22 protein-coding genes are annotated in these 24,487 nt (G+C 42.9%); 12 read left to right on the top strand and 10 right to left on the bottom strand.

The features are described 5' to 3' along the window. Positions 1–1,151: 1,151 nt before the first annotated feature. Positions 1,152–1,274 carry a hypothetical protein gene (locus V7K62_RS02550; protein WP_334861336.1) on the top strand — a complete coding sequence of 41 codons (123 nt, stop codon included), beginning with the start codon at positions 1,152–1,154 and terminating at the stop codon, positions 1,272–1,274. Here the strand turns inward: V7K62_RS02550 and V7K62_RS02545 are convergent. The 6 genes from V7K62_RS02545 to V7K62_RS02520 all read right to left on the bottom strand — a co-directional run bounded on the left by V7K62_RS02545 (position 1,271) and on the right by V7K62_RS02520 (position 8,168). Continuing rightward, positions 1,271–3,604 (bottom strand): EamA family transporter, encoded by a 2,334-nt coding sequence (locus V7K62_RS02545; RefSeq protein ID WP_334861334.1) that lies wholly within the window; start codon positions 3,602–3,604, stop codon positions 1,271–1,273. The two genes, V7K62_RS02550 and V7K62_RS02545, sit on opposite strands and share 4 nt — an antisense overlap. Before the next feature lie 663 nt (positions 3,605–4,267). Next, on the bottom strand, positions 4,268–5,584 hold the full coding sequence (locus V7K62_RS02540; RefSeq protein ID WP_334861332.1) for an inorganic phosphate transporter: 1,317 nt from the start codon (positions 5,582–5,584) through the stop codon (positions 4,268–4,270). A 200-nt stretch (positions 5,585–5,784) separates the two neighbouring features. Next, positions 5,785–6,831 (bottom strand): zinc-dependent dehydrogenase, encoded by a 1,047-nt coding sequence (locus V7K62_RS02535; protein ID WP_334861478.1) that lies wholly within the window; start codon positions 6,829–6,831, stop codon positions 5,785–5,787. Between the two features lie 58 nt (positions 6,832–6,889). After that, positions 6,890–7,135: a hypothetical protein gene (locus V7K62_RS02530; protein ID WP_334861330.1), complete on the bottom strand. Its 246-nt coding sequence runs from the start codon at positions 7,133–7,135 to the stop codon at positions 6,890–6,892. Positions 7,136–7,168: 33 nt separating this feature from the next. Continuing rightward, complete coding sequence (locus V7K62_RS02525) at positions 7,169–7,720, bottom strand: PIN domain-containing protein (RefSeq protein ID WP_334861328.1); 552 nt, start codon at positions 7,718–7,720, stop codon at positions 7,169–7,171. A 19-nt stretch (positions 7,721–7,739) separates the two neighbouring features. Then, on the bottom strand, positions 7,740–8,168 hold the full coding sequence (locus tag V7K62_RS02520; RefSeq protein WP_334861327.1) for a helix-turn-helix domain-containing protein: 429 nt from the start codon (positions 8,166–8,168) through the stop codon (positions 7,740–7,742). Between the two features lie 202 nt (positions 8,169–8,370). Between V7K62_RS02520 and V7K62_RS02515 the strand changes: the two genes are divergently transcribed. Together V7K62_RS02515 and patX are read left to right on the top strand one after the other, a co-directional pair. Beyond that, positions 8,371–10,164 (top strand): FAD-dependent oxidoreductase, encoded by a 1,794-nt coding sequence (locus tag V7K62_RS02515; protein ID WP_334861325.1) that lies wholly within the window; start codon positions 8,371–8,373, stop codon positions 10,162–10,164. Positions 10,165–10,271: 107 nt separating this feature from the next. Continuing rightward, on the top strand, positions 10,272–10,502 hold the full coding sequence (gene patX, locus V7K62_RS02510) for a heterocyst-inhibiting protein PatX (RefSeq protein ID WP_334861323.1): 231 nt from the start codon (positions 10,272–10,274) through the stop codon (positions 10,500–10,502). Positions 10,503–11,346: 844 nt separating this feature from the next. Here the strand turns inward: patX and V7K62_RS02505 are convergent. Beyond that, entirely contained in the window at positions 11,347–12,246 is a 900-nt protein-coding gene (locus V7K62_RS02505; RefSeq protein ID WP_334861321.1) for a ferritin-like domain-containing protein, read from the bottom strand. Between the two features lie 377 nt (positions 12,247–12,623). Here V7K62_RS02505 and V7K62_RS02500 point away from each other — a divergent pair, with 377 nt between their 5' ends. Continuing rightward, positions 12,624–12,824 carry a hypothetical protein gene (locus V7K62_RS02500; protein ID WP_094327996.1) on the top strand — a complete coding sequence of 67 codons (201 nt, stop codon included), beginning with the start codon at positions 12,624–12,626 and terminating at the stop codon, positions 12,822–12,824. Positions 12,825–12,937: 113 nt separating this feature from the next. On the opposite strand, the gene glnA is transcribed toward V7K62_RS02500, so the two are convergent. Further along, positions 12,938–14,359, bottom strand: a complete 1,422-nt coding sequence (gene glnA / locus V7K62_RS02495; RefSeq protein ID WP_334861319.1) for a type I glutamate--ammonia ligase — start codon at positions 14,357–14,359, stop codon at positions 12,938–12,940. 358 nt (positions 14,360–14,717) lie between these two features. On the opposite strand from glnA, the gene apcB reads away from it, so the two are divergent. From apcB to V7K62_RS02480, 3 genes are all read left to right on the top strand, one after another. After that, on the top strand, positions 14,718–15,227 hold the full coding sequence (gene apcB / locus V7K62_RS02490; RefSeq protein WP_292764195.1) for an allophycocyanin subunit beta: 510 nt from the start codon (positions 14,718–14,720) through the stop codon (positions 15,225–15,227). A gap of 156 nt (positions 15,228–15,383) precedes the next feature. Then, a complete protein-coding gene (locus V7K62_RS02485; RefSeq protein WP_334861317.1) occupies positions 15,384–15,818 on the top strand; it encodes a DUF29 family protein in 435 nt (144 codons plus the stop codon). Next, positions 15,819–16,637: a TlyA family RNA methyltransferase gene (locus tag V7K62_RS02480; protein WP_334861315.1), complete on the top strand. Its 819-nt coding sequence runs from the start codon at positions 15,819–15,821 to the stop codon at positions 16,635–16,637. It abuts the gene before it with no gap. On the opposite strand, the gene V7K62_RS02475 is transcribed toward V7K62_RS02480, so the two are convergent. After that, positions 16,634–16,894: a Calvin cycle protein CP12 gene (locus tag V7K62_RS02475; RefSeq protein WP_334861313.1), complete on the bottom strand. Its 261-nt coding sequence runs from the start codon at positions 16,892–16,894 to the stop codon at positions 16,634–16,636. The genes V7K62_RS02480 and V7K62_RS02475 overlap by 4 nt on opposite strands. 124 nt (positions 16,895–17,018) lie before the next feature. Between V7K62_RS02475 and V7K62_RS02470 the strand changes: the two genes are divergently transcribed. Then, positions 17,019–17,150 carry a hypothetical protein gene (locus V7K62_RS02470; protein WP_334861311.1) on the top strand — a complete coding sequence of 44 codons (132 nt, stop codon included), beginning with the start codon at positions 17,019–17,021 and terminating at the stop codon, positions 17,148–17,150. Positions 17,151–17,197: 47 nt separating this feature from the next. Here V7K62_RS02470 and V7K62_RS02465 read toward each other — a convergent pair whose 3' ends face one another. Then, entirely contained in the window at positions 17,198–18,595 is a 1,398-nt protein-coding gene (locus tag V7K62_RS02465) for a GTP-binding protein (RefSeq protein WP_334861309.1), read from the bottom strand. Positions 18,596–19,543: 948 nt separating this feature from the next. On the opposite strand from V7K62_RS02465, the gene V7K62_RS02460 reads away from it, so the two are divergent. The 4 genes from V7K62_RS02460 to V7K62_RS02445 all read left to right on the top strand — a co-directional run bounded on the left by V7K62_RS02460 (position 19,544) and on the right by V7K62_RS02445 (position 24,246). Beyond that, positions 19,544–22,180 (top strand): EAL domain-containing protein, encoded by a 2,637-nt coding sequence (locus tag V7K62_RS02460; RefSeq protein ID WP_334861307.1) that lies wholly within the window; start codon positions 19,544–19,546, stop codon positions 22,178–22,180. Between the two features lie 112 nt (positions 22,181–22,292). Then, complete coding sequence (locus V7K62_RS02455; RefSeq protein WP_334861305.1) at positions 22,293–23,213, top strand: histone deacetylase family protein; 921 nt, start codon at positions 22,293–22,295, stop codon at positions 23,211–23,213. 272 nt (positions 23,214–23,485) lie between these two features. Beyond that, a complete protein-coding gene (locus tag V7K62_RS02450) occupies positions 23,486–23,623 on the top strand; it encodes a hypothetical protein (protein ID WP_334861303.1) in 138 nt (45 codons plus the stop codon). A gap of 176 nt (positions 23,624–23,799) precedes the next feature. Next, complete coding sequence (locus V7K62_RS02445) at positions 23,800–24,246, top strand: tellurite resistance TerB family protein (RefSeq protein ID WP_334861301.1); 447 nt, start codon at positions 23,800–23,802, stop codon at positions 24,244–24,246. Positions 24,247–24,487 lie beyond the last annotated feature (241 nt).

Genomic DNA, 24,487 nt, shown 5'->3' with positions numbered 1-24,487 from the left:
GCGATACGGCTCGTTGTGAACTATCATCCTGTTCACAACCTCCAGTGATGTCTCGCCAGTATCAGCCGTTGGCTTGAGGGAAGATAGTAGACATCAAGTAGAGCAAATAATTCCAATTTCAAAATACCTGTTGTTTTTTCAAATATTGTTCCTTATCATATCACTTTTTTTTAGTTTTGAAATAAAATTATCTGTTTTAAAGTTTATAAATGATGACTATTTAAATAGTTTTTATTCTGGTTAAATCAAGGTTTGATGATATTTTTAGTTTCACTCCTAAATCCAAGTTTTATTTATTCTTTGATATCGATAATTGGACACAGAAAGCCACGATTAATTATGACTGAATCGCGTCGCTATAAGGCTTTGTTGCTCGTGCTAATAACCGAAAGATTAGTTAATAGCCATACATATAATAAAACATTTTGGATTCCCTAAGATGATTATTTAGAGATTTTTTTTCAATGAATTTATATTTTTTTCATGAAAGAATTTTAAAATTTCATGATTTAACTAATTCATTGGCTACTTTCAAGTATGTTTTTACCTCGCTGTTTTTTATATTTGAGAGACTTGAATTACGTAGATAGTTTGTTGCTATAAAAGCAGGATAATCCGCAGGAGGCTATGATATAAGCTTATTTCTCTGGGTGTCTGGGCGATCGCAGACCACATTGACTAGTAAAGAACGACACAAATCAAGATACCATCTCACCAAGCACAAGAGCAGAGAAATGAAGAATTTTGAATTTATCGTTACCCGCAGGAGTTTTTGTAGAATAAAGCTACTAGCTGTTTTACGGGCGATCGCTCCATATATTCATGTAGCGACAATAGTCTGTGACGCTTAGAAAACGGGTTACTCTAAACATTTCTACTAGTTCCAAAATGTGCTGCAATGGTCTTAACTCCTTGCGAATCTTCTCTTTTGCAAGTACTCGTACTCAGTTGCTGGAGTCAGTACTACTCATACTGCTTACATATACGTGTTTTCCCTACCTGTATCAGGCTAAATCCTTAAAAATAGATTACAAGTCGATTTATTCTGATTACTGCTCACTGATCTATTAAGTGTTATCTGCACCTATACAGCATTCCTAAATCATTCGTGAAAACTTAAATCCCCGACAACTTTTACGAAGTCGGGGATCTTGTTTGTCAGAGATGATTTAGAGAAGTTACAAGTGGGTGCATTAGCGTCAGGATTCATGCTGGGAGTAATGGGAGGTAAAGTAGCTCCCATCACACCTAAACTGATTGAACTCGCCATTTAATTCGTGGGATTAGAGGGTTTAACCTGATTTCGCATTGTTTCAAAGCTGAAAGCAGCCGCGCCAAAGGTTACAAATAACACTCCCAGAATTTGCACAATATCTAAATTTTCTTGAATGATTAACCCAGCGAAAATCACGGTTAAAACTGGGATGCTACCACCGATGAGCGCCGATCGCGAGGCACCTAGTTTACTAATACCAACATTGTTGAGCAAATAGCCAGCAAGAGTCAGCACACCCAAAATAAACGCGCTTAAAACCAGTTCCAGCATTTTCGAGGGGTCAACTACTACCAAGTTCCAACTGCTTGGCAAAGGTAGCATCAAGCAGATAAAGCTCAACAACAACATGGTAGTGAAGTTAATTAAAGTAAAAGTCACGGGATGCAGTTTGCTAGCACAAACCCGCGTCAGAATTATGTAGGCAGCAAAAGCCACACCCGAAAGAATAGCGGTGCTGCTTCCCATTGAACTATTACCGATACCGATGTTGGGAGAACCGCCTAAAACCAACAATTCGCCGCAACAAATCGCGGCGATCGCCGCAATGCGGAATAGAGTGGGGCGATCGCGAAACAGAAACCACGACAATAGACCACTAACCATTGGATAGATAAAGAACAATGCGATCGCTATTCCAGTCGGGACTTGAGCGATCGCAATGTAGATTAGTACCTGAGATAAAAACAAAAAGCACCCACTCACAATCGACAACACCAAAATCTGCTTGGTAGATGCATTGCTAGATGTGGGATTTCCTCGGAGTGAAGCGGCCAAGTTTTCCAAGTCTTGCCACAGTGTTGGATGCAATATAGGAGACAAAAGTAGCATCAGTGGTACTACTACCATAAACCGTAGCGTCAAAATTAACAGAGTATTCCCCAAAGTCGGCGGTAGTAACTGCTCTACCTCTAATACGCCAAAAATCTGGGAACCTTCGTGAAAAATCACCTTGATGGCTACGTTGTAAAGTGACGATACCACTGCCGATGAGACAATCAACAAGAAACCGATTTGGAGTGTCGAGAAGCCAGAGGAATTAGGCGATCGCGATTGTGAGGGTTTTGCTTCCGCCTGTGGTTCTAGCGCAGCGGTCAATGAGGATTGAGCTTTGCTCTGTGACACGTTCTTGCGGCGGACAGAAATTGGTTCATTAGCATTTTTTGGAGAAGGTCGGATTGTTCTCGGCTGTAGCAAAGATGCAATCGGAGGATCTGATTTCGTTTCGTTTTTCGGCAATTCCTGATTGAGGACAGAAATTGGTTCGGGGGCATTGTCCTTTGGTGGCGGAACTACAGCCGCAGTCGGTTCTGATGGCGTTTCCTTTTCCGACAAATCCTTGCTGGGGACAGAAATTGGGTTCGCGGCGTTTTCTCTAACAACGGTTGGTTCTGATGGCGTTTCCCTTTCCGACAAATCCTTGCTGGGGACAGAAATTGGGTTCGCGGCGTTTTCTTTAACAACGGTTGGCTCTGATGGCGTTTCCCTTTCCGACAAATCCTTGCTGGGAAGAGAAACTGGGTTCGCGGCGTTTTCTCTAACAACAGTCGGCTCTGATGTCGTTTCCCTTGGTGAAAAATTATTAGGGATCGGGGAAATTGGCTCAGGGGAATTTCTTACTACTTCGTCAAACCGTGGTGGGGATGTCTCAAAAGAACTGGTTTTTTCTGGTTCCGTAAACTGCAAAACAGTTAGTGTACCTGCTGTTGCTGGTTTGCGTGAAGTTTCTTCTATAGTTTTTTCTAGTTCTCCATGCAAGCGATTAACAAACTCCGCTAAAATCGTTTCCCCTTGCTGCTGCTGGCTATACATCCGCGACAACTGTTGGGAAAGATTACTTTGATAGTTCTTCAGTTCCTGTTGTAGCGAATTAAAGGTAACAGTAACGGTGTCATCCAGACTGTCAAACATGTGTTCGACTTTTTCATTGATTTCACCTACTACATTGCTGCTCACTTCAGCAGACTTCAGCGCAGCTTGTTCGTAAGATTTGCCCTCTATGCTTTGGTTAGCTAAAGTTGTCAGAGAGGATTGCAGTTGTGAAGATATATGCTTTGCCAGAACTTCTGCCAGTTGCCGAATTAACACTTGCTGCTCAGTGATTTGGCGCACTTGTTGTAAATGCTCTTTTTCCTCTACCAAGCTTTGAATCTCATCAGATAACCGATTTTTTTCTGACTGAAGCCGCTTTACGTCTTCCTGCAAGGCTCTGAGGACATTCTGCTGAAGATTTTCTAAGTCTTCAACTACAGCCCAAAGAGCATTTTCTGCTGCTCTGGATAGCTCGCCTCTAACTCTTGGGTTTTCTGGTTGCTTCTCGAATCGCCCCATTAGCTTCTAACCTCTAACACTTTGACGATAAAGCTGCTTCCGGTACACTTTATTGGCGGTCATCCTAATTTCCTGTATTTTGTCAGATAAATTAAAAATTTTAACAGCACTTCCGCATTTCAACGTAATTCTGTCATACTAGACACAGGTTGGCAAAGCATCAAGTCTGCCTCACAGCTTACTACACCGTGTTATCTTCACCATTGATAAGTATTTAACCATTCGATTTGGGATTTATCGCCACGCCTGTAAGTCCCTTGAACTGAGACTTTTTTTGTTTTTGGCCAGTTTAATTTTCAGAAATTATTTGCCAATGAGATTTTTACTTTTAAATAAATCTCACTCCAAATAAATATTTATTGTTTTGCTGCCAATAATACTTGTCAAAGACTTGCAGATGCGTGTGCTATCGTCACCAAATTGTCTGACTTGCGAAACTAGCTGTAAATTTGTGTGGAATGTAACTTGTGTGACAGTTTATATCTCCAAATGGAGATTAAAGTATCTTTCTGTGGAAATTCAAAGTTACGCTATCCCCTGCACTACATTCTAATAGAATGAGCAGCAATTCTGCAAAAGTACGCTTTTTTGGCGTTGTTGCAGTCTGGCTTTTGCTTTGAGTAGATACAGTAGAGAAAAAAGTTTGAAAAATATTAATAATTCTTAGAAGAATAAAATCCGGGCGATGCTGAAGATGGTGGCGCTAAGGGCAGCACTCAGGGGGATTGTAATTAGCCATGCGGCGGCAATGCCTTTTAGTGTTTGAAACTTAATCGACTTGAAATTTTGCACTAGTCCAATACCAACTACACCACCGACGAGAGCGTGGGAGGTGGAGACTGGTAAACCTAGCCGGGAAGCGATGAGGATGGTGGTAGCAGTAGCAAGTTCGGCACAAAATCCACTACTGGGTTGCAAGGCAATAATGTTTTCGCCAATGGTGGCGATGACTTTTTTTCCCCAGACGGCTAAACCACCAACAATACCAGCACCACCAAGGATTAAAATCCAAAGGGGGATAGTTATACCATCGGTAGGTACGCTACCAGTGCGATTGATGTAAACGATCGCAGCTAAAGGAGCGATCGCATTTCCCACATCATTAGAACCATGAGCAAAGGCTACAAAGCAAGCACTTAACAGTTGGAATCGGGCGAATATGCCCTCAACGGGATTTTGGATTTTAGATTTTGGATTTTGGATTGATGGTAATTCCTGAGTCGGGGGTAAAAATTTTTCTTCCAATTCCCGTCCCCCCGTCTCCCCTAATTGTCGCCAACTAATGATTGTGAGTCCAACTGCTGCTATTGCACCGATTAACAGTGAAATGTCGTAAGCAGGGATTGTAAAACCGACTTGCTCAATTACAAAATTGGTTAGCGGTTCTGTAAGCGATGGTAGTACAATCACGCCGAATATTCCCAGTAGCAAAGTACTCAACCAGGGAATCCATTCTTGTAACTGGACTAGTTGATTGGGTTGATCCAAAATCCAGTGCTTGATTTGACTGTAAAATAAAGCTGCGATCGCACCACTAATTAACGGCGTCAAAATCCAGCCAATGGTAATTAAGCCAATTGATGACCAATCAATTGCATCTACTCCCAAAGCTACCCAACTAAATCCAGCGATCGCACCAACAACCGCATGAGAAGAGGATACAGGTAAACCGCGTGATGTGGCAATTTGCAACCACACACCACACGATATTAGTACCGTTACCATCCCAACTACGAATATTTGGGGTGTAGCTGCGAATAAGGCGGGATTCGCAATTTTCGTCGCTAGAGTTTCCGTTACCTCATGTCCAAATAACACAGCACCCGTAAACTCTAATACCCCAGCAATTATTAGTGCCTGTTTGAGGGTGACAGCTTTGGAACCTACAGAGGTTCCCATTGCATTAGCAACATCGTTTGCTCCGAGATTCCAGGCGACGTAGAAAGCTAATAGAGCGACTGCAACTTGGGTAATAAGCATTTTTTTAAGGCTGATGGGGATAAGAGAAGCAGGACTTACGCAGTGAAAACCTAAAACCTCGATCCCCCCTAACCCCCTTTTTAAGGGGGGGAACCAAAAGCCCCCTTTTTAAGGGGGTTGGGGGATCTCTTGTGCGTAAGTACTAGGGAAGAAGACGGACGCAAAGAATGATTTACCTGCGTCCCTATGCCTCCGTTATTTTACGGATAAATTAAGATTTTATAAGTATCCGGTGTGGGTGCGATCGCTTGCTCCACAGCTGCTGATAAATCTTTTAATGGATAGCGATCGCTAATCAATGCTTTTACATCAATCCGCTGATTAAATACAATATCAGCTGATAGATTCTGAAGTCGATAAGATGAGCTATAACTGCCTATCAAGTCAATTTCCCGACGGTAGAGGATATTGGGGTTGATGGGAATTTCCACCTCATCAGGGAATTCCGCGAAAAACAATATTTTACCGCCTTTGCGGGTACTATCAAGTGCTTGAAAGAAGGCTTTCTCACTAGGAACAGCCAGCAGGGTAACATCAACACCTAGTCCACCAGTTAGGGCATGGATTTTGGCGGTTAAATCAGCATCACGGGCATCGAAAGCCGCCTCTGCACCAACACTCAAGGCTTTTTCAATTCTAGAGGGTAGTAAATCGGTAGCGATCGCTTTTGCTCCAAAATACTTCACTAACATGATAAACATTAACCCAATTGGCCCAGCACCAGTAACTAACACAGTTTGTCCTGGAGCAATTTGGGCTTTTTTCACAGCTTTCAAGCAGCAGTTAGTCGGTTCTACAAAACTCGCTTCTTCAAAACTGATATTTTCCGGGATGGGAATTAACCCGCCGTTTTCCACAATATGTCCAGGAACCTTGACATAATCGGCAAAACCGCCGCCACTGGCGTTAAAACCTGCGGTAGTGGAAATATTTTTGTAGACATCACACATGGAGAAATTATCATTTAGGCAGTAGGCGCAACGCATACAGGGGATGTGGTGCATCACAGCTACCCGTTGTCCAACTTGCCAACCTTTGACATTATTGCCTAGTGCTGCGATCGTGCCGGCGGTTTCATGGCCAAAAATGCGCGGCGGTTCATACAGCGGATAACGAATTTTTTTAATATCTGACTGACATAACCCCACAACCCGCACCTGTACCAGTACTTCATCTGGTTCCAGGGTTGGAACTGGGATATCTTCGTAAGAAAGTTGATTAACGCCTCTAAATACCTGTGCTTTCACGTTGGTTTTTCCCCGCTCAACGATACTAGATGTAACATTAGCAGTCAACGTTAGGCTATCAGGTTTGGGATTTCTGTGTTTTAGCTTGTTCTAATTGTTGCTCTAAACTTTGTTCAAAGATTTGGAATGCCTTGATATCCTCTGATGAGAGCTTTCCTTGAATTGTGCCATTCTGAAGCCGCAGAATCTCCCCTCGGTTGTCCTTGGCAGTAATTGTTAAAACTCCGCGATTCTGCCAGAGTCGATAGCGCTCTCCTTCAAAGTATCTACCACCATCTGGTGCTGCCTTGCCTAGCTTATCCAAGGCTTTTTTAGCAGTTTGGAAAACACTCTGGCTCTATTCATGCGATAAAACCTTGCTGGCGAATATTGGTACTTCTTTGTTGAGCCGATCAAGTAGCTCGACAAAAGTCAGCGGTGGCTTTTTTAAATCTGGATACCATCCCTGTATTACTTGAAGTATGGAGTCTGGGTCAAGATCGTAAAGGTGAGTAAGAAAGGTATCCGGGTGTTGCGCTTCTATTTCCCAATGAGCCAGATCCTTGGCTTGAAAATGCTTGAGATTTGATGTGACAATTATATCAGCCTTAGCTGTGACAGCAGCAGCCAGAACATGGCGATCGCCAGGGTGATTTGTCATAATTTCAGCTAATCCATTTGGCACTTCCACCATTGCTTCTGGAAAGGCTGCTGTAATTGTCCCCTCCAACTTCATTGCTATCTCAACGGACATCTTCCCTGTCTTTACAAGGTTGCGAGTAGCACCATCAAGAATTTCCTGCGACCAATAAGGTAAATAACAACCAGCCCTAGCACAACGAAGTAGAATGTCACGCAGGTAGATGGGGAACATAACACAAGAGTCTAAGAGAACAAGCTGCTCAGGCATTTTGTTGGTTGAATTACTCCTATTCGTAGAATCCTGCTTCTTGGCTGATCTGAGTTAGCTCAGTTAAGAGTTGATCACGCTTCACATCCCGCTGCTGTTTGTAATTCATTAAATCATCGAAACGAACCCGTCGATGTGAACCCACCTTAATGTGAGGAATTTCACCCTGTTCTAATAACTTGATCAAGTAAGGACGTGATACGTTAAGATATTCGGCCGCTTGTTGTGTCGTCAATTCCTGTTGTTGAGGAATTATAGATATAGCCTTACCTGATGCCATTGCGTGGACAACTTGAAGCAGCACTCGATAAATCGGCTCAGGAATGTTAATTTTTTCTCCGTTAGCTCCTACCAGTTTCGCCTGAAAATCTTTAACGCTCAGTATGCGCTCCAGTTCTTTGATAGATTCAGCCTCTAGCTGTGGAGAGATTACAGAATCTAAAGACATATTCTGTCTTAACATCATATTTGTCTGCAACTATGTTGTAAGCTTTGTAGTTAGCAGTGCAATTTACACTGGCAATCTTATTTACTATCTTAATTAAGAGTATACACTACATAAACGAAATATCCGAAACATAAAATAAATTATCTTGTCTGATGCCAAGCTATCTGGAGAGAATATGTCGGAACTCCAGTGAGGTTAAGTGATGGTTAATCAGACATATACAGCTGATGTTTTAGTTGTCGGTGGGGGAACCGGAGGCACCGCAGCTGCTATCCAAGCGGCGCGACGGGGAGCCAAAACGATTCTAGTGAGTGAATTTTCTTGGTTGGGAGGAATGCTAACTTCGGCTGGAGTATCCGCACCCGATGGCAATGAATTAGAAGCCTTTCAAACGGGGTTATGGGGTGCGTTTTTGCAGGAATTGCGACAACGACAGCCCGGAGGATTAGATAACAGCTGGGTAAGCTTTTTTAGTTACGATCCTCGCATTGGGGCAGAGATTTTTGCAGATTGGGTACAGGAATTACCTAATCTGCATTGGATTTCTGGACAAGTGCCAATAGAAGTTTATCGGCAAGGTGATTCGATTACTGGTGTGCGCTTTGCTGATTTTGCTGTCACAGCCAAAATTATTCTCGACGCTACAGAATTAGGAGATTTATTGGCTTTAGCTGACATACCTTACCGATGGGGCTGGGAATTGCAATCTGAGTGGGGAGAACCCAGCGCCCCAGTGACTTTTAACTCTTTAACCCAGAGATATCCTGTGCAAGCGCCCACTTATGTAGTGATTATGCAAGACTTTGGTGAAGCCGTTGCCCCAGAAATTCCGGCTGCCCCTAACTATAATCCATCCCAGTTTATAGGTGCTTGGGATGGCTATGGAGCAGAGACATTTTTGAATTACGGACGCTTGCCTGGTGGTCTGTTTATGATGAATTGGCCAATCTGTGGCAATGACTACGGCGAAGGGCTAGGGCGATTGATAGAGTCAGATGTATCCAGAGGTGAATTCATCCAAGAATCTCGCTGGCACAGCCAAAATTTTGCCCATTTTATTCAAAAACAGCTTGGTCGTCGCTATGGTTTAGCAGAAAAAGTATTTCCTCACGCCCCTACAGCTTTTGCACTGCATCCCTATTACCGGGAAAGCCGCCGCTTAGTGGGGCTAACTACTGTCCGAGAACAGGATATTTTGCCGATCGCTAAAGGTAGAGTTGCATCTATATTTAATGATGCGTTCGCCCTTGGCGTTTGCGAAGCAATCGCAGTTGGTAACTACGCCAATGACCATCATTATCCTGGTGTTCAATTCCCACTGCAACCTAAATCTATTCGCTGGGGGGGACGTTGGACTGGGACTCCCTTTACAATTCCCTACAGTTCCCTAATTCCAGTCACAACAGATGGTTTTTTAGTCTGTGAAAAGAATATTTCTGTATCTCACATTGCCAATGGCGCCACCAGATTACAACCTGTGGTTATGGGCATTGGTCAAGCGGCGGGGATGGCAGCGGCGATATGTGTTGAGTTAAACTGCCAGCCGAGAGATTTACCCATTAAGACGCTGCAAACGGCTTTATTAGAAGATAATCGCTCAAAAGCGCTAATTATTCCTTTCTTTAATCTTCCACCCAATCATTCGGATTGGCGGCACTGGCAACTGTATTACTTAGATAACCCACAAGCCTATCCAGTTAGTGGCGATTGCCCTTGCCTATTGGGGAATGATTACCCTGACTCTGCTTTTGACAAGGCATTAATTCAGGAAAGTAACTGTTTCAAAGGCATTTTTTACCGCTTGTCACAGCAGGAATACAGATTCACTGTCACAGCACCAACCGCATATCAAGGGCAAAATTGGCAGCTTGTGACTTTGCGATCGCATATCGACGAGCAATTACGCGCTTATCCCCACGAACAATTAGTTACATTGTGGGGTCGTCAGAATCACTTTGGTAATTGGTTATTAGTCGAACATTTAAACGGAGGATAAAAAGAGTTTATTTTCAGTAAAACAGAATACTTTTTGATGAATTGTCCGGATATTAATCAAAAAGCTAAGTATCAGTGAAGTGGAGAGTTCCAAAATAGACATCTGCTATGCGTGCTGCCATTTCACTTTTAGTCTCGAGTCTGGTGTTCGGCCCCTTAGCTTCTAACTGCCAAGCAATGGTCAATCACTTATCAACAGGGCTGTTGTCTTCGACGCCTACTTCGGAACAGTGGCTCTCGGCGGCATCTGAACAAAATCCAGATGATGCGCCACGTCATCGCGGTAGTGGGCGCAGAGAAGTGACACAAAAACTCCGAAATATCCATGCTGTGGTTTAACTACCGTAGGGTAATACCTCTTTTCCCAAAGGAACAGAATTACCAGAAAACAGGATGCTGTGCTAACATCTTTTACACAGCTTTTCTGGCAGAGATATATACAGTTGACACACGAAAGTCTTCAGCGATCGCTTAGTATTTCAACTGCAAGCTTTGTATATATAGTTGGCGTCAATCCTGCCGATCAAAACGCAAATCAAATTCAGTGCCTTGATCAACAGCATTACCAACTCCTCAAAAGCTACACAACTGTTGCTCATATTCTTGGGAAGCTCTGCGTCTCAATCCTCAACGGCTCTAGAAATAGATGTTACTTAGGCTATCAGTTAATCTAAACCACATCTAATTCAGACATTATGCTTGTTGAGGAAACAGTCTTAAGGCAACTTCACTTTATTCCCCAATAGATTTTCTTCTCAGACATTCAGTAGCTGGTTATCTACATCAGCAAGTAACTGATCTTCGCTGCGACATCTGTTTAGCATCCTTTGCCGAAACATAAAATCCCTTTCGTCTCATCTCTATGCTTATCTAGCGCATGGATTTGCACAAGTAGTATAGGTTTTTGCACTTGCTAACAAATCTACTATTCTTGACCTACTCTTGCCCCCTGGTTTGTTCTCCTCGTAGATGGCTCCCGACAAAATAAACATTAAGAAGGATCTACCAGATCATCTTAGTCATTTTAATTATTCTACACCCAAGGCCAGATGCAGAATTTTGCATTTGGTCTTTTTAAATGAATTTTACTTAAAGAAAAGGAAGTGGGGAGTGGGTATGAGGGAGCAGGAGGGAGAAGAACTATTAATTGTTTAAATCCCCAATCCCCAATGCCCAATGCCTTTTAAACAGTTGTTTTCTTGCGGCTACTTTCTGTTCCCTGGATGCCGTTGAGGAACATGGGCACAAACTTCTCGATAAACGTCTGTGGATCTCGCTGCCAAGCCTTTTGTGCAGCCTGAATCCTGGTAAATTGTAATTCAGGCGCTAGCAAAGTCTGGGGTAAGCGTTCTATGAGGTATTGAGGACGTTGCCAAAGTGGCATGGTATTTGCCACTTCTACCAGGTTGGCAACTCGCCGTAGTTCTGCACCCAAGGTGATATCCATTCCCGATTCAAATGCCGCTTGTTCAATTGCGGTATATTTTCGCTTGGCTTGCTCTACTTTTTGCTGATGTTCTGGACTCTTACGCGCGAGTTCTCCTAGCCAACGATTACCCCACCGCACATGTCCCACTTCCTCCGGGAGAATTTTTTCAATAGTTTCTCGGATTTTGATGTTTTCTGCCGTTTGCGCTGCTTGCTTGAGTGCATAAATGTGGGCAGAGAAATACTCACAGCCCCGTTTTTCAGTGACGTTAATTGCGGCAAGAGAAGAAATCACAAAGTCTTCGAGGTCTTGGACTGGATCTTGTTGTTCGCGATCGAGTAGGCGTTCAAATTCATTGATATAGGAGGAACCGGGCGGCTTACCAATATCTGCTCCCAGTTCTGCCAACAAGTCAGTTAGCCACATAGCATGACGAGCTTCATCTGAGATGTGATGAGACAAATCCCGCACTAGTTCCTGTGGCTGTCCATTCAGTTGTTCAATTAGCTCTGTGAGGTCTTTGCAACTGTGTTGTTCACTGTAACGGTAGCGGTTGAGGGTAATTAGATGGATTTCGCGATCGCATACCACCCGTTTCAATATATCTCTCGCACTCAAAACATTCTGAAATTTACGTGGGTAGGTAACTGTCATAAATTATGTAAATTTTTATTTGATGGTAACTTAGTTTTTTGCAACTGCTGTATTTGTGCCACTTCACCGAAAAAATGAGTAAAAGTTACAAAAATTAATCACTTGAGTTGAACTTAAGTGTAAATAAAAGTAACGAAAAAATGTTCAGTCTTGGGAAAGGTGTGTCTTTTAAGGTCAGACCAATCTGAAGCTAGATGATTTTAGTTATGAAAGGTGGATTGGGGAGATATTTCCGGCTTTTGGGAAAAAATACCTGATATTGTGGGCAAAAAAATATAAATTTTTGTAAAAAGTAGCTTATGCTACAGAATTTTTGTTATATTAGTCTAGTGAGAAACCAAGAATTGTATACTCACAAAATAGAGAGGACTATGGTTATGTCTATCGCAGATAAATCTCGTGCGTTAATGGTGCGTGAACATCAGCAAGTCAAGAATCGCCAACAATCAATACTGATGCGGGCTGCACAAGAACTAGGTCTTCCTGAAGAAGCATCTCACTACTGGAACCCGATTCAAGGCAAGGTAGATGCTAACACTCGGATGATTTATGGGCCAAGTCACGCTTCCATGAGCTAAGTTTTAAGGTTGATTTTTTGAGTGAATGTCTCAACTGACAACTCTGGAAAAAAAAGCCACCCTCTACTCTAGGGTGGCAAAACTTATAAACTTAGGTTAAATACGACTCTTAATTAAGCATCGTAGTAGAGGTAAAACTCGTAAGGATGAGGACGTAGCTGCAACTGCTTGACTTCGTTGCCTAGCTTATAATCAATCCAATTTCCGATAAAGTCTTCCGTGAAGACGCCTGATTCTGTCAAGAAGGCGTGATCTTTTTCTAGTGCTTGCAGCGCCAGTTCTAAAGAACCTGGAGTTGAAGGAACCTTTGCCAGTTCTTCTGGAGAGAGTTCATAGATATTCTTATCTAAGGGTTCACCAGGATGGATTTTGTTCTTGATGCCATCGATACCAGCACAAAGCATTGCAGCAAATGCCAAGTAGGGGTTAGATGTAGCATCTGGACAACGGAATTCTAAACGCTTGGCTTTGGGGTTAGTCCCAGATAGAGGAATACGGATAGAAGCAGAACGGTTTCCTTGGGAGTAAGCCAAGTTAACAGGTGCTTCATAACCAGGCACTAGGCGCTTGTATGAGTTGGTACTGGGGTTGGTAATTGCTAACAGCGCTGGTGCGTGCTTGAGAAGACCACCAATGTAGTACAACGCCATTTCGCTCAAACCAGCATACTTATCACCTGCGAACAGAGGTTTGCCATCTTTCCAGATAGACTGGTGACAGTGCATTCCCGAACCGTTATCGCCAAAAATCGGTTTTGGCATGAAGGTAACGGTTTTGCCGTGTTTCTTGGCAACGTTTTTGATGACATATTTGTAAATCATCAACCAGTCAGCCGCTTCGATCAACTTTCCAAACTGGAAACCTAGTTCGCACTGACCACCAGTAGCAACTTCGTGGTGATGCTTTTCAATAGGCACACCTAATTGTGCCATCGTCAACAGCATTTCTGTACGGATATCTTGAAAAGAATCCGTTGGCGAAACTGGGAAGTAACCTTCTTTGAAGCGTGGTTTGTAAGCTAAGTTGGGTTTTCCTTTTTCAAATTTACCGGAATTCCAAGCACCTTCTTCTGAGTCTAAGAAGTAGTAGCCTTCGTTGGCGGTTTGGGCAAACCTAGCACTGTCAAAGATAAAGAACTCAGCTTCCGGGCCAAAGAAGGCTGTATCACCAAGTCCAGTGGAAACTAAGTAGTCTACTGCTTTTTGGGCAATAACGCGTGGGCAACGGTTGTACCATTCGCCTGTGCGGGGTTCTTTGATGCTACAAATTATACTGAGCGTTGGCACTTCCATGAATGGGTCGATCCAAGCAGTGTTGGGGTCGAGTACCATCGTCATGTCCGATTCGTTGATTGCTTTCCAACCTCGGATGCTGGAACCGTCAAAAGGTACGCCATCAGTGAATGCAGTCTCATCGATTTGGTTTTGGTACAGTGTGAGGTGCTGCCAAGTCCCTACTGTATCGATGAATTTGAGATCAATCAGCTGAATTTTGTCATCTTGAATTCTCTTCAAGACTTCTTGCGGTGTTGTCATTGTTACTCCTTCTCTACCAATTTCCTAAAGTAATACCAGAATCTTCCAAAGCATCCTAACCCTGCTGATCTCAATCAAGCCGTGACACACCTGAAATATCTTAAATACTAAACATTAGCGGATTTTGTAGCCTATGTTACAGCTATCTGGATTATCAGGTTATATTAACCTTTCAGCGATCATCTCTACAAAACTGGAAAGTTCATCATATAGGGGACAACTTTGGCATAGAATCCATAGATAGTGGATAAATTGTTTTTGTGCCGAATCTATTTTTAATAGCACAAAAGTTTACTGGTGCATAAGTGCAGCCAAATAAATATCAAACCATAAATAGCAATGATTGGGAGAAGAAGGAATGCGCGATGCGGTAACAAGTTTAATTAAGAATTATGACTTAGCTGGTCGGTATTTTGACCGGAATGCGATCGATAGCCTGAAGTCTTACTTTGATAGTGGCACAGCAAGAGTACAAGCGGCGGCGGCAATCAATTCTAATGCGGCTGCACTTGTCAAGCAAGCTGGTTTAAAGTTATATGAAGAACTACCAGAATTGATTCGCCCTGGTGGAAATTCCTATACAACTCGTCGTTATGCGGCTTGTCTGCGGGATATGGACTACTACCTGCGCTACGCCACCTATGCGCTGGTTGCTGGGAACACAAATGTATTAGATGAGCGCGTGCTGCAAGGGCTACGAGAAACTTACAATTCTCTAGGAGTGCCTATTGGGCCTACGGTTCGCGGTATCCAAATTCTCAAGGATCTGATTAAAGAACAAGTAGCAGCCGCCGGTGTGGTTAATACTGCTTTTGTGGATGAACCGTTTGATCACATTACACGCGAGTTGAGCGAACAGGATATTTAGTGATTCAAGAACAAGTATAAAATATAGCGATCGCACTTTTGTCTGTATTGGGAAAGAGCGATCGCTTTTTTATGAACCAAACGCATTAGCCTATCTTATATAAACTAGAACCGTCATAAGCCACAATAGAAGTTGCCGATGTTTGAGGCGCTGATTATGGAAGAATTATTAACTCTGAAAGACTTGCTTGTTAAGGGCGATGTTCAAGGAGCATTGATTATAGTTGAAGAATTAACAGAAATGAGCCGAAATGACATAATCAAAACGATTCGTAGCTATGCAGTGATTCTATTGTTGCATCTGATTAAACAACAAGCTGAAAATCGCACGACTCGCTCTTGGGAAGTATCAATTCGGAATTCGGTTCGGGAAATTCAGCGCGAAAATCAGCGGCGTCAAGCTGGAGGCTATTATCTCACGCCAGAAGAATTGTTAGAAATCTTAGCAGAAGCCTATTTAAATGCCATTGATGAGGCTTCCTTAGAAGTAGAAGAAGGTCGTTATCAGCCTGAAGAATTAGAAAAGCTGGTTAACCGCGAAGAAATTATCAATCGTGCTTTGGCTTTAATTTTACCAGGAGAGTCTAGTTAATTGGCTAAACAGCGACTCGACACACTATTAGTAGAGTTAAATTTATGTTCTTCTCGCGCCTTGGCACAACGGTTAATTCAGGCGGGGGAAGTTACTGTTAATCAGCAGCTAGTTGATAAAGCTGGTACAGAAGTTGATATTTCGGCTCAAATAAATATTAAGGTGCGATCGCCTTTTGTTTCTAGAGGTGGTGAAAAACTCTCCAAAGCTTTATCAGTATTTGCCATTCCCGTAGTAGAGCGCATTTGTTTAGATGGTGGGATTTCTACTGGTGGTTTTACTGATTGTCTCTTGCAAGCTGGAGCAACAAAAGTTTACGGTATTGATGTTGGTTACGGACAAGTTGACTGGCGGTTGCGAAATGATTCGCGAGTGATTTTGCGGGAACGCACCAATTTACGGCAACTACGACCAGATGAGTTATATGGCGACAATGACTTGGTTCCTGATTTGGCGGTGGTTGATGTATCGTTTATTTCTTTAACCAAAATTCTGCCTGCTTTGTGGCAACTAACTCAAGCTAACCGAGAAGCTGTGTTGTTAATCAAGCCACAGTTTGAAGTCGGTAGATCCCGTGTGGGTAAAAAAGGTGTTGTGCGCGATCCAAACGACCAAGCTGATGCCATTTTCCAAGTGTTGCAAGCCGCCCACGAATTAGGATGGAAATACAAAGGCTTAACTTGGTCGCCGATCACTGGCCCTGCTGGGAATATCGAATATCTTTTGTGGTTGGGAATGCAAAGTGAAACACCACCACCTGATTTAGAAGCAATTAAGCAAATAACCCAATCAGCAACAACTGATTTACGGAAGAGTTAAACGTCGTAGATTAGACATTCTACTGAATCTGGATGGCGATCGCAGTAATTTTCCAAAGAGGTTTTCTTTGATTTTGCTTGGTGTTGGTGAGCTTTCTCAGCTTGCAATTCTTCCACAATGTCCCAGGCTACGGCACAACCAGCAGAATCACCGCCATCTAAATCACAAGTTGTACGGGCTTCAGTAATAGCATTGGTAATGGCTTCTTCAATATTTGCCGCTCCAGCAGTTTCAAATGAGTTTAGGGTATTTGTCATGATACTTTCACCTTTATTTACAGAGATAGATTTTAACTACATTTCCAGTTTAGATAGGCTTCCCAGAAGAGGTAGTGGTAAACACCGCCATCTTTATTAGCAAAATTGAGTGGGAATTACTCTCTTGTCATCTTTGATTCAAAAAGGTACGGGAATTCCACTAGTTGCGATCGCTAGCAGAGGTGGTGATATTCTCAATCTTGCATCCCAAATTGGGAATGTCAGTCAATTGTCAGAAGAGCTTGATAGAACTTGATAAACACTTATAAACGGTTACAAATGCTTAACAAATTTTATTTATTCTCAATATTTTATGCCTAACTCTTGTCGCAGACGATACAGAATTGTGTTCTGGTCAACTTGAGAAAGAATTTCTTGAATGACGCTGCTAGCGCCCAACTGTCCCCAAGTGCAGCCTTTTTCGAGATAGACTTGGGCGGCTTTGCCAACGGAATATGCGCCATAACCGGCGATACCAGCTTGAGCGATCGCACTGCTAGCCAAGGCAGTAATATTGCTGGGATTGTCACCACTGGTTATTGCTGCCGTACTTTTACCTAAACCTAAAAGCAAACTGCTACCTAGTTCTCCTAGGAGCAAACCACCAGAACTAAATAAAATCGTTTTTAAAATTTTCCCAGCTTCATAGCTAGTCATCGGCAAACCATACAATCTAGCTAGAGCGCGAATTAACGCCAAATCAGCAACAGTTCCGCCAAGGATATCTAAAAAAGCAATGGGATTGAGCATTACTGCCAAAGCTTTGTATTTGGTAAATTGCCAAATGATATTTTCGGCTTCTTGTTCGCGTAAGTCGATAGTTTTTTGAGCGATCGCGGCTTCTGCATCCCGTGCTTGGATGAGTGCATTTAAAGCCAGAAGCGATCGCCCTTCCCGATTCAGAATATTCAGAATTGTCTCTTTAAGTTCGTCTACTTGCGGTGGTGGTGTCTCCCATTCATAACTGACACGCCCATCAGGCCACTCAACCCGCACTTCCATTGCTGCTGGTTCCGCCGCCACCATCACAATCTCATCAGGTAGTAGAGGTTTCGCTTGGGGATTCCCAGCACCCAGTTGTTGCAAATTTTGGTAAATCACTCCCCGATCGGTATCTGGATATAAATCTATCTTGTTAAACACTAAAATCAGGGGTTTTTGTGATTGTCGCAATTCCAGCAGTGCTTGATACTCAGTGCGGGTGATATCACCAGACACGACAAACAAAATCAAATCCGCCTGATGTACTACTTCTCGTGCCATATCCGCCCGTGACTCACCCTCAATTTCATCTAATCCGGGGGTATCAATTAATTCTACTAGCACCTTACCACCGGGCTGCCACCGCACGGAACGGGGCCATTGGGTGACACCATTCAGAGGGCCAGTTTGCAGAATCTTCTCTCCCAGTAAGGCATTTAAAACTGCTGACTTTCCCCGACTCACCAAACCAAAGACGGCAATTCTAATGACATTTGAATCCAGTTTGTTGAGTGTGGCGTTCAAAGCTTCCAATTCTGGTTTCACCAAACCTACCAATTCTGGGTTAGATGATAACTGTCCTGACTTGCGAAGATATCCATACCAAGCAAGCGCTTGTCTGAGACTAGCGCGGGCACGATTTAAGTGAGTTTCTTGCAGATTACGATAAACCGACATAATATCAATACTTTCAGCCTTCACTCTCTTTAAAATGCTCATTTAATGCTCAAACACCTACTTTCAGCATTTGAGCCTAAGTAATAAGTATAAATCTGTCCTCATTATCCATACTTAACTAATGCTCACTTTCAGGGGAAGGAAAGGGTAAACATACCTCTCTATCTTATATCCCTAAGTTGTTGGACTAATACTCTAACAACTTTGACTATATAGGACATAAAAAAGCCCCCAACTTTATGAGGTCAGAGATTAAGTGTTGTATAAATCTTAAGAAATATCTGACTAATGGATCGCTCCCAAAGGGAGAGGCTAACGCCAACGTCTACATTTAGCTCGGAGGCGGATTGGCTGCGACTTTGTTCAGTTTTAGTCGGGGTTGAAATCCCTGGTGTAACTGACTTTTCTTCTTAGGCTGCGCCAACGTGACGCTGTGCAAACAATTTTGAAATTTTAATTTTGAATTGTCAATCTGGGTATCCTAAGAAAGACAAGGTTGGATGATATACACGAAGGAACAAAGCAAAACTACACGATGTATGGGCAATTCATGAATTGCCCCTACCTAAAAATCACTCTTTTCAGCTATTGTTTGCGTAAGTCCTGAAGATGAAGAGTACTGAGTTCCGTTAGCGGTAGCGGGGCGTTGAGTCTGCGTACCCTTCACCTACTCTTAAGCAAGCTAGCAAGAGCGTCTGTGGTCTTTCCAAGTGGAGCAACAGAACAGCGGGCATGTACCAAGTACATAAAGACTGAGTAATTTTTAATTTACTCAGAACGGGCTAAACCCTAGCTATCCGCTAACAGCGCTGAGTGCGGTCAATCATCAAGATAAAGGCTAGTCTACACCCTCATACCAATTTTGGGATCGCAGATGGTGAGAACTTTGATTGAGCAAATTTTCCCATAAGTTCAGCCTGAAAGTCTGAATTTATGGGAGCAGTCTTTTTCAGACTAAGACATAAAGATATGAGAATTTGAGGAACAGCGATGTTAGGAAATGAGCGGGAAAAAATACGCCATCTGTTGGTTATTCAAGACCTGGAAGGGCGGCGAACTGTCCCCTTGCAAGAGACTACTTATTCTCTGGGGCGACATCCCGCAAACACTATTGTCTTGGCTTCCCGGTCAGTATCAATGCAACATGCAATTTTATTGCGAGTAACTGTTCCAGAAACTGACCAATACGGCTTCCAGATTATTGATGGCAACTACAAGGGAAAAGGAAGTACTAATGGCTTATTTGTGAATGGCACTAAAAGCTTTTCTCATAATCTCAGGCACGGAGATATAATTGCCTTTGGCAGTAATCAAGCTCAGGCTAAATATTATGCTATTTCCAACCTCTCAGAACAAGCATTTTCTGAATCTTGTGATGTTGAAGACTTATCTGGTTTCCTATCAGAGGAAGCCAGTCCTGCCAATCCTTTTCAAACCTTAGCTGTCGATCCCAGCTTTGAAGCAGCTAGTGAGTCTGCTCTAGCTCGCCTAGCATCCTTCCCTGAACTTATCCCCAATCCAATTATTGAGATGGATTTCGAGGGAAGAATTACTTATCTCAATCCAGCCGCAGCTATTAAGTTTCCCAATCTTAGGAAAGTTGGGACAGAACACCCAATTTTAATAGGACTTTTGAGTAGAGTTAACAATCTAGAAAATAATTCTTTTGTGCGGGAGGTAGAAGTAGGCACAGAAGTTTTTGAACAATCCGTTCTCTATCTTCCTGAAAGTGATTTAATTAGAACTTTTATTATTAGGGATATTACAGAGCAAAAGCAAGCTTCAGCCGAACTGCGCCAGCGCGATCGCTTGCTACAGGCAGTTGCAGAAGCTGCCAATTATTTGCTCGGAGAAATGAATTACGAAACTGGTATTGATCGAGCTCTAGCTGTACTGGGCGAAGCTGCCAAAGCAGATCGTGCCTATCTCTTTCAGAACCATCCGCATCCTGTTACACAGGAAATAGCAGTCAGCCTACGGTTTGAATGGACGCACTCTTTTATTAAATCTACCCACCAGCATTGGCAGAATCAGACTTATGAAGCTTCTGGATTAGCCCGTTGGTACACTGTTCTCTCTAGTGGCCAGTCAATTAGCGGAATCACCGAAAAATTTCCTGTCGCCGAACAAGAATTTCTGATTCGAGATGGCATTCAATCCCTTCTCCTGGTGCCTCTTCGGTTGGAAAATGATTTCTGGGGGTATATTGGCTTGGCAGACTGCACCTTTGAGCGTCATTGGTCAAAGCACGAAGAATCTACCCTTTTGACAATGGCCGCCAGTATCATTAGTACGCGGCAGCGTCAGCAAGTAGAAGAAAAGATTCGCTATCAAGCCCTCCATGACCTGCTGACAGGGTTGCCCAATCGTCTACTATTTAATGAGCTGCTCTGTAAGATTCTGCCCAACGCCACTCGTAATGGTGAAAGTTTAGCTGTGATCTTCCTCGACCTAGATCGCTTCAAAGTCATTAATGACACTCTGGGGCACACTCTGGGAGATCAATTGTTACAAAGTGTCGCTCAAAGATTAAATGACTCACTTAGAGGCGGAGACACTATAGCCCGTTGGGGAGGTGATGAATTCACTATATTACTCCCGCGAGTGAATGATATTGAAGAGGTAACTCTGGTGGCGTGCAGAATCTTACAAGCTTTAGAGGATGCTTTCCATCTCCAAGGGCATGAACTTTATGTGACTGCCAGCCTCGGTATTGCGTTGCTTGATAACAACAGTCCTGATGCCGAAACACTAATCCAGCACGCAGATGCCGCTTTATACTACGCCAAGGACAAAGGACGGAATAACTACCAATTCTACAGTGTTTCCCTGAGCGCTAAAAATCCTGAACTCCTGACTTTAGAAAAGAGCTTGCGCTATGCCCTAGAACGCAATGAATTTACGCTGTACTATCAGCCTCGTGTGAACATTGCTACAGAAGAAATTACTGGTATGGAGGCTCTATTGCGTTGGCAGCACCCAGAGATGGGATTAGTCGCACCCAGTGTTTTCATTCCCCTGGTGGAAGAAAGTGGATTAATTGTCCCCATCGGCGAATGGGTGCTGCGGACAGCCTGTATTCAAAATAAAATCTGGCAAGATGCAGGATTTCCACCCATAATGATGGCTGTGAATCTTTCTCTTAAGCAGTTCCGCCAACCCAAATTGGTGGAGACTATAGCCACAATTTTAGAACAAACGGGTCTGGAGCCGCGCTTTTTAGAATTAGAAATTATGGAAACCACAGCCATTGAGGACTTAAATTTTACTAGAACGGTGTTACAAAATCTACAGCAGATGGGTATTTACATCTCCATTGATGACTTTGGTACGGGTCATTCCTCACTCTCGCGTCTACAGCTTTTGCCACTCCACAATCTGAAAATAGATAAATCTTTCATTCAAAATTTGACACAGGATGTGAAAGTAGCTCATATTATCAAGGCCATAGTTACCTTGGGACACAGCTTGGGATTGAAGTTGACGGCTGAAGGGGTAGAAAAAGAAGAGGAATTAGAGTTCTTAAAATCTATTGACTGTGAGGATGTCCAGGGCTTTCTATTCTACCGCCCGCTGACTGCAAAGATTGCAACAGAAATTCTCGAAAGTAAACGCCCAACGCTCTAGTAGTCTGTCAAGTTTAAATTGATGGCATTGGTGTTCTAGTACAAGGAAAAACTTTTTTACCAGTGAGGATACAATAACATTCAGTGTCCCTGCTGCCAACCTTTTTCGTTCTATGCTGCCAGTCATCTATTCTGACGAATTTTTAGATCACAAGACTGGAAAATACCATCCTGAAAAACCAGAACGCTTGATTGCGATCGCAAATGCCCTAAAAGCAGCTACATTCGCAGACCAAATCACCTGGCGATCGCCTACACCAGCATCAGAACAGCCTTCACTGATGTTTTCGTTGGTTAAAGCCCATAGCCCAGCCTACATCAAAAAACTTTGGCAAATCGCTTCTAGTGGCGGTGGCCCTTTGGATGGAGATACGTCCGTTTCACCGCGCAGTTATGATGTGGCATTGTTGGCAGTCAGTGCATGGTTAGATGGAGTTGAGGTTGTGTTAAAGGCGGCTAATCCAGCTTTTGTACTAGCGCGTCCCCCAGGACATCATGCAGAAAGTGATGCAGGGATGGGCTTTTGCCTATTTTCTAATGCTGCGATCGCCGCTTTATTTGCCCTCGAACAACCCGGAGTTAACCGTGTCGCCATCTTAGATTGGGATGTGCATCACGGTAATGGTACTCAGTCCATTGTCGAAACTTACCCACAAATTGCTTATTGTTCGTTACATCAGTACCCTTGTTATCCCGGTACTGGGAGAGCTACAGAACGCGGTTTTCACAATAATGTCCTCAACTTGCCTGTACCACCAGGTAGCGATATTACGGTATATCAGCCGCTGTTTGAAAACAAGGTAGTACCGTTTTTAGCAAACTTTCAACCGGATTTACTCATTGTCAGTGCTGGTTATGATGCGAATGCGGCAGATCCTTTGGCAAGTATCAATTTGCAATCAGAAGATTATGGTTTGTTCACTGATTATTGTTTGGGGCTAACTCGTAAAATTCTGTTTGGCTTAGAAGGTGGTTACGACTTTGATACTCTTTCTCAATCAGTTGTAGCGACGATTGCACGTTGTTTGGTCTAGGCTTTCCTCATTTAACCTCAGTGCTGAATTCCTTCTCACCCATCGCCCGTCTCCCCTTGTTTACGAGACGCTCCTTCGGATTGGGAGAGGTTCCTCAAACTCACGTCACGTTAAACTTCATCGAATCTTCAGAAAGAAAAAGTTTCAGTGGGGTTCTGAAAGAGCTAAAGTTTTGTTAAGATGCAATTGCTAGCAGTTTCTCAGCGAAATTCACCTATCGGGGTGTGGAGAAATAAAAAGTACTAGCAGCACAAAGTTCAAAAGGTGAAGCAATGACCACCTATATTTTTTTCGATGAAGCCCTACGGATGCTGACAAACGCCTATTTGATATCAGCAGTACTGTTAATAGCAGCTTCTAGTATCGGTTTGGCGGTAATTGAGACAATAGAAAAGATCGGGGAACCCTAAGTTCACATCTGGTATTGTAGTTCTTGCCAAAAACCATTGGGTGCAAGTGTTCGTCATGAATCAATCCTGGGAACACTAAAGCATGAAAGTCTCACAGCGTTGCAGTTTTACCTGGTAATTACCAAACACACAGGTAACTGTCGCGCTATCGAGACTCTAACCAAGGAGTTACTACAATGGGTCTATTCGACGCTGTATTGGGCACAGAAAGCCAAACCCAAGCAGCACTCAATCCAGCAGAAGCTTTTGCTGTCATTATCTTGGTGGCAACAGCTTCAGACGGTTATCTTTCTATTGAGCAAGCAAATTCTATCACTTCTGCGCTCTCCCGGCTGAAACTTTTTAAAAGTTATCCCCATGAGATGATGAACAGGCTATTTGACAAAATCTTGGGCATTCTTCAGGGTGACGGTTTTAATGCTTTATTTAATGCAGCAAAAGATTCTCTATCGCAAGACTTACGGGAAGTAGCCTTTGCAGTAGCCACCGATTTAGTCTTAGCTGAAGGTATTATAGCTGAAGAAGAAAAAAACTTCTTAAATGATTTATATCAGGCTTTAGGGGTTTCTAGTGAGATGGCAATACAAATCGTACAAGTAATCTTGATTAAAAATCGGGGATAGGGTGTTAACAATTCAAAATTCAAAATTAAAGATATATTTCAGACGAAGATTTCAAAGCTGACTGAAATTGAGGCTATCTGTAGACGTGGGGGTGTTAAACCCTTTATTTTACGAGAAAATATATGCCTAATTAAACTATATATAGCTTATAAACAAAGTGTGCCAAAGGAGTTAAGCTTCTTTGGCACTATTTTTGGTGTTATTCTGACTAGGTTTAGATTCGCAACTTTTCCCTTGAAGT

The organism is Nostoc sp., assembly GCF_036917935.1.
Taxonomy (GTDB): domain Bacteria; phylum Cyanobacteriota; class Cyanobacteriia; order Cyanobacteriales; family Nostocaceae; genus Nostoc.
This window is presented reverse-complemented; position numbering and strand designations above follow the sequence as displayed.

Bases quoted from the DNA above. Each gene is read 5' to 3' on its own strand.
- V7K62_RS02460 (WP_334861307.1), top strand. From the start codon at position 19,544: ATGTTAGGAAATGAGCGGGAAAAAATACGCCATCTGTTGGTTATTCAA.
- V7K62_RS02445 (WP_334861301.1), top strand. From the start codon at position 23,800: ATGGGTCTATTCGACGCTGTATTGGGCACAGAAAGCCAAACCCAAGCA.
- V7K62_RS02505 (WP_334861321.1), bottom strand. From the start codon at position 12,246: ATGACAGTTACCTACCCACGTAAATTTCAGAATGTTTTGAGTGCGAGA.
- apcB (WP_292764195.1), top strand. From the start codon at position 14,718: ATGCGCGATGCGGTAACAAGTTTAATTAAGAATTATGACTTAGCTGGT.
- V7K62_RS02485 (WP_334861317.1), top strand. From the start codon at position 15,384: ATGGAAGAATTATTAACTCTGAAAGACTTGCTTGTTAAGGGCGATGTT.
- V7K62_RS02545 (WP_334861334.1), bottom strand. From the start codon at position 3,604: ATGGGGCGATTCGAGAAGCAACCAGAAAACCCAAGAGTTAGAGGCGAG.
- patX (WP_334861323.1), top strand. From the start codon at position 10,272: ATGCGTGCTGCCATTTCACTTTTAGTCTCGAGTCTGGTGTTCGGCCCC.
- V7K62_RS02475 (WP_334861313.1), bottom strand. From the start codon at position 16,894: ATGACAAATACCCTAAACTCATTTGAAACTGCTGGAGCGGCAAATATT.
- V7K62_RS02525 (WP_334861328.1), bottom strand. From the start codon at position 7,720: ATGCCTGAGCAGCTTGTTCTCTTAGACTCTTGTGTTATGTTCCCCATC.
- V7K62_RS02465 (WP_334861309.1), bottom strand. From the start codon at position 18,595: ATGAGCATTTTAAAGAGAGTGAAGGCTGAAAGTATTGATATTATGTCG.
- V7K62_RS02520 (WP_334861327.1), bottom strand. From the start codon at position 8,168: ATGTCTTTAGATTCTGTAATCTCTCCACAGCTAGAGGCTGAATCTATC.
- V7K62_RS02455 (WP_334861305.1), top strand. From the start codon at position 22,293: ATGCTGCCAGTCATCTATTCTGACGAATTTTTAGATCACAAGACTGGA.
- V7K62_RS02450 (WP_334861303.1), top strand. From the start codon at position 23,486: ATGACCACCTATATTTTTTTCGATGAAGCCCTACGGATGCTGACAAAC.
- V7K62_RS02540 (WP_334861332.1), bottom strand. From the start codon at position 5,584: ATGCTTATTACCCAAGTTGCAGTCGCTCTATTAGCTTTCTACGTCGCC.
- V7K62_RS02500 (WP_094327996.1), top strand. From the start codon at position 12,624: ATGTCTATCGCAGATAAATCTCGTGCGTTAATGGTGCGTGAACATCAG.
- V7K62_RS02515 (WP_334861325.1), top strand. From the start codon at position 8,371: ATGGTTAATCAGACATATACAGCTGATGTTTTAGTTGTCGGTGGGGGA.
- glnA (WP_334861319.1), bottom strand. From the start codon at position 14,359: ATGACAACACCGCAAGAAGTCTTGAAGAGAATTCAAGATGACAAAATT.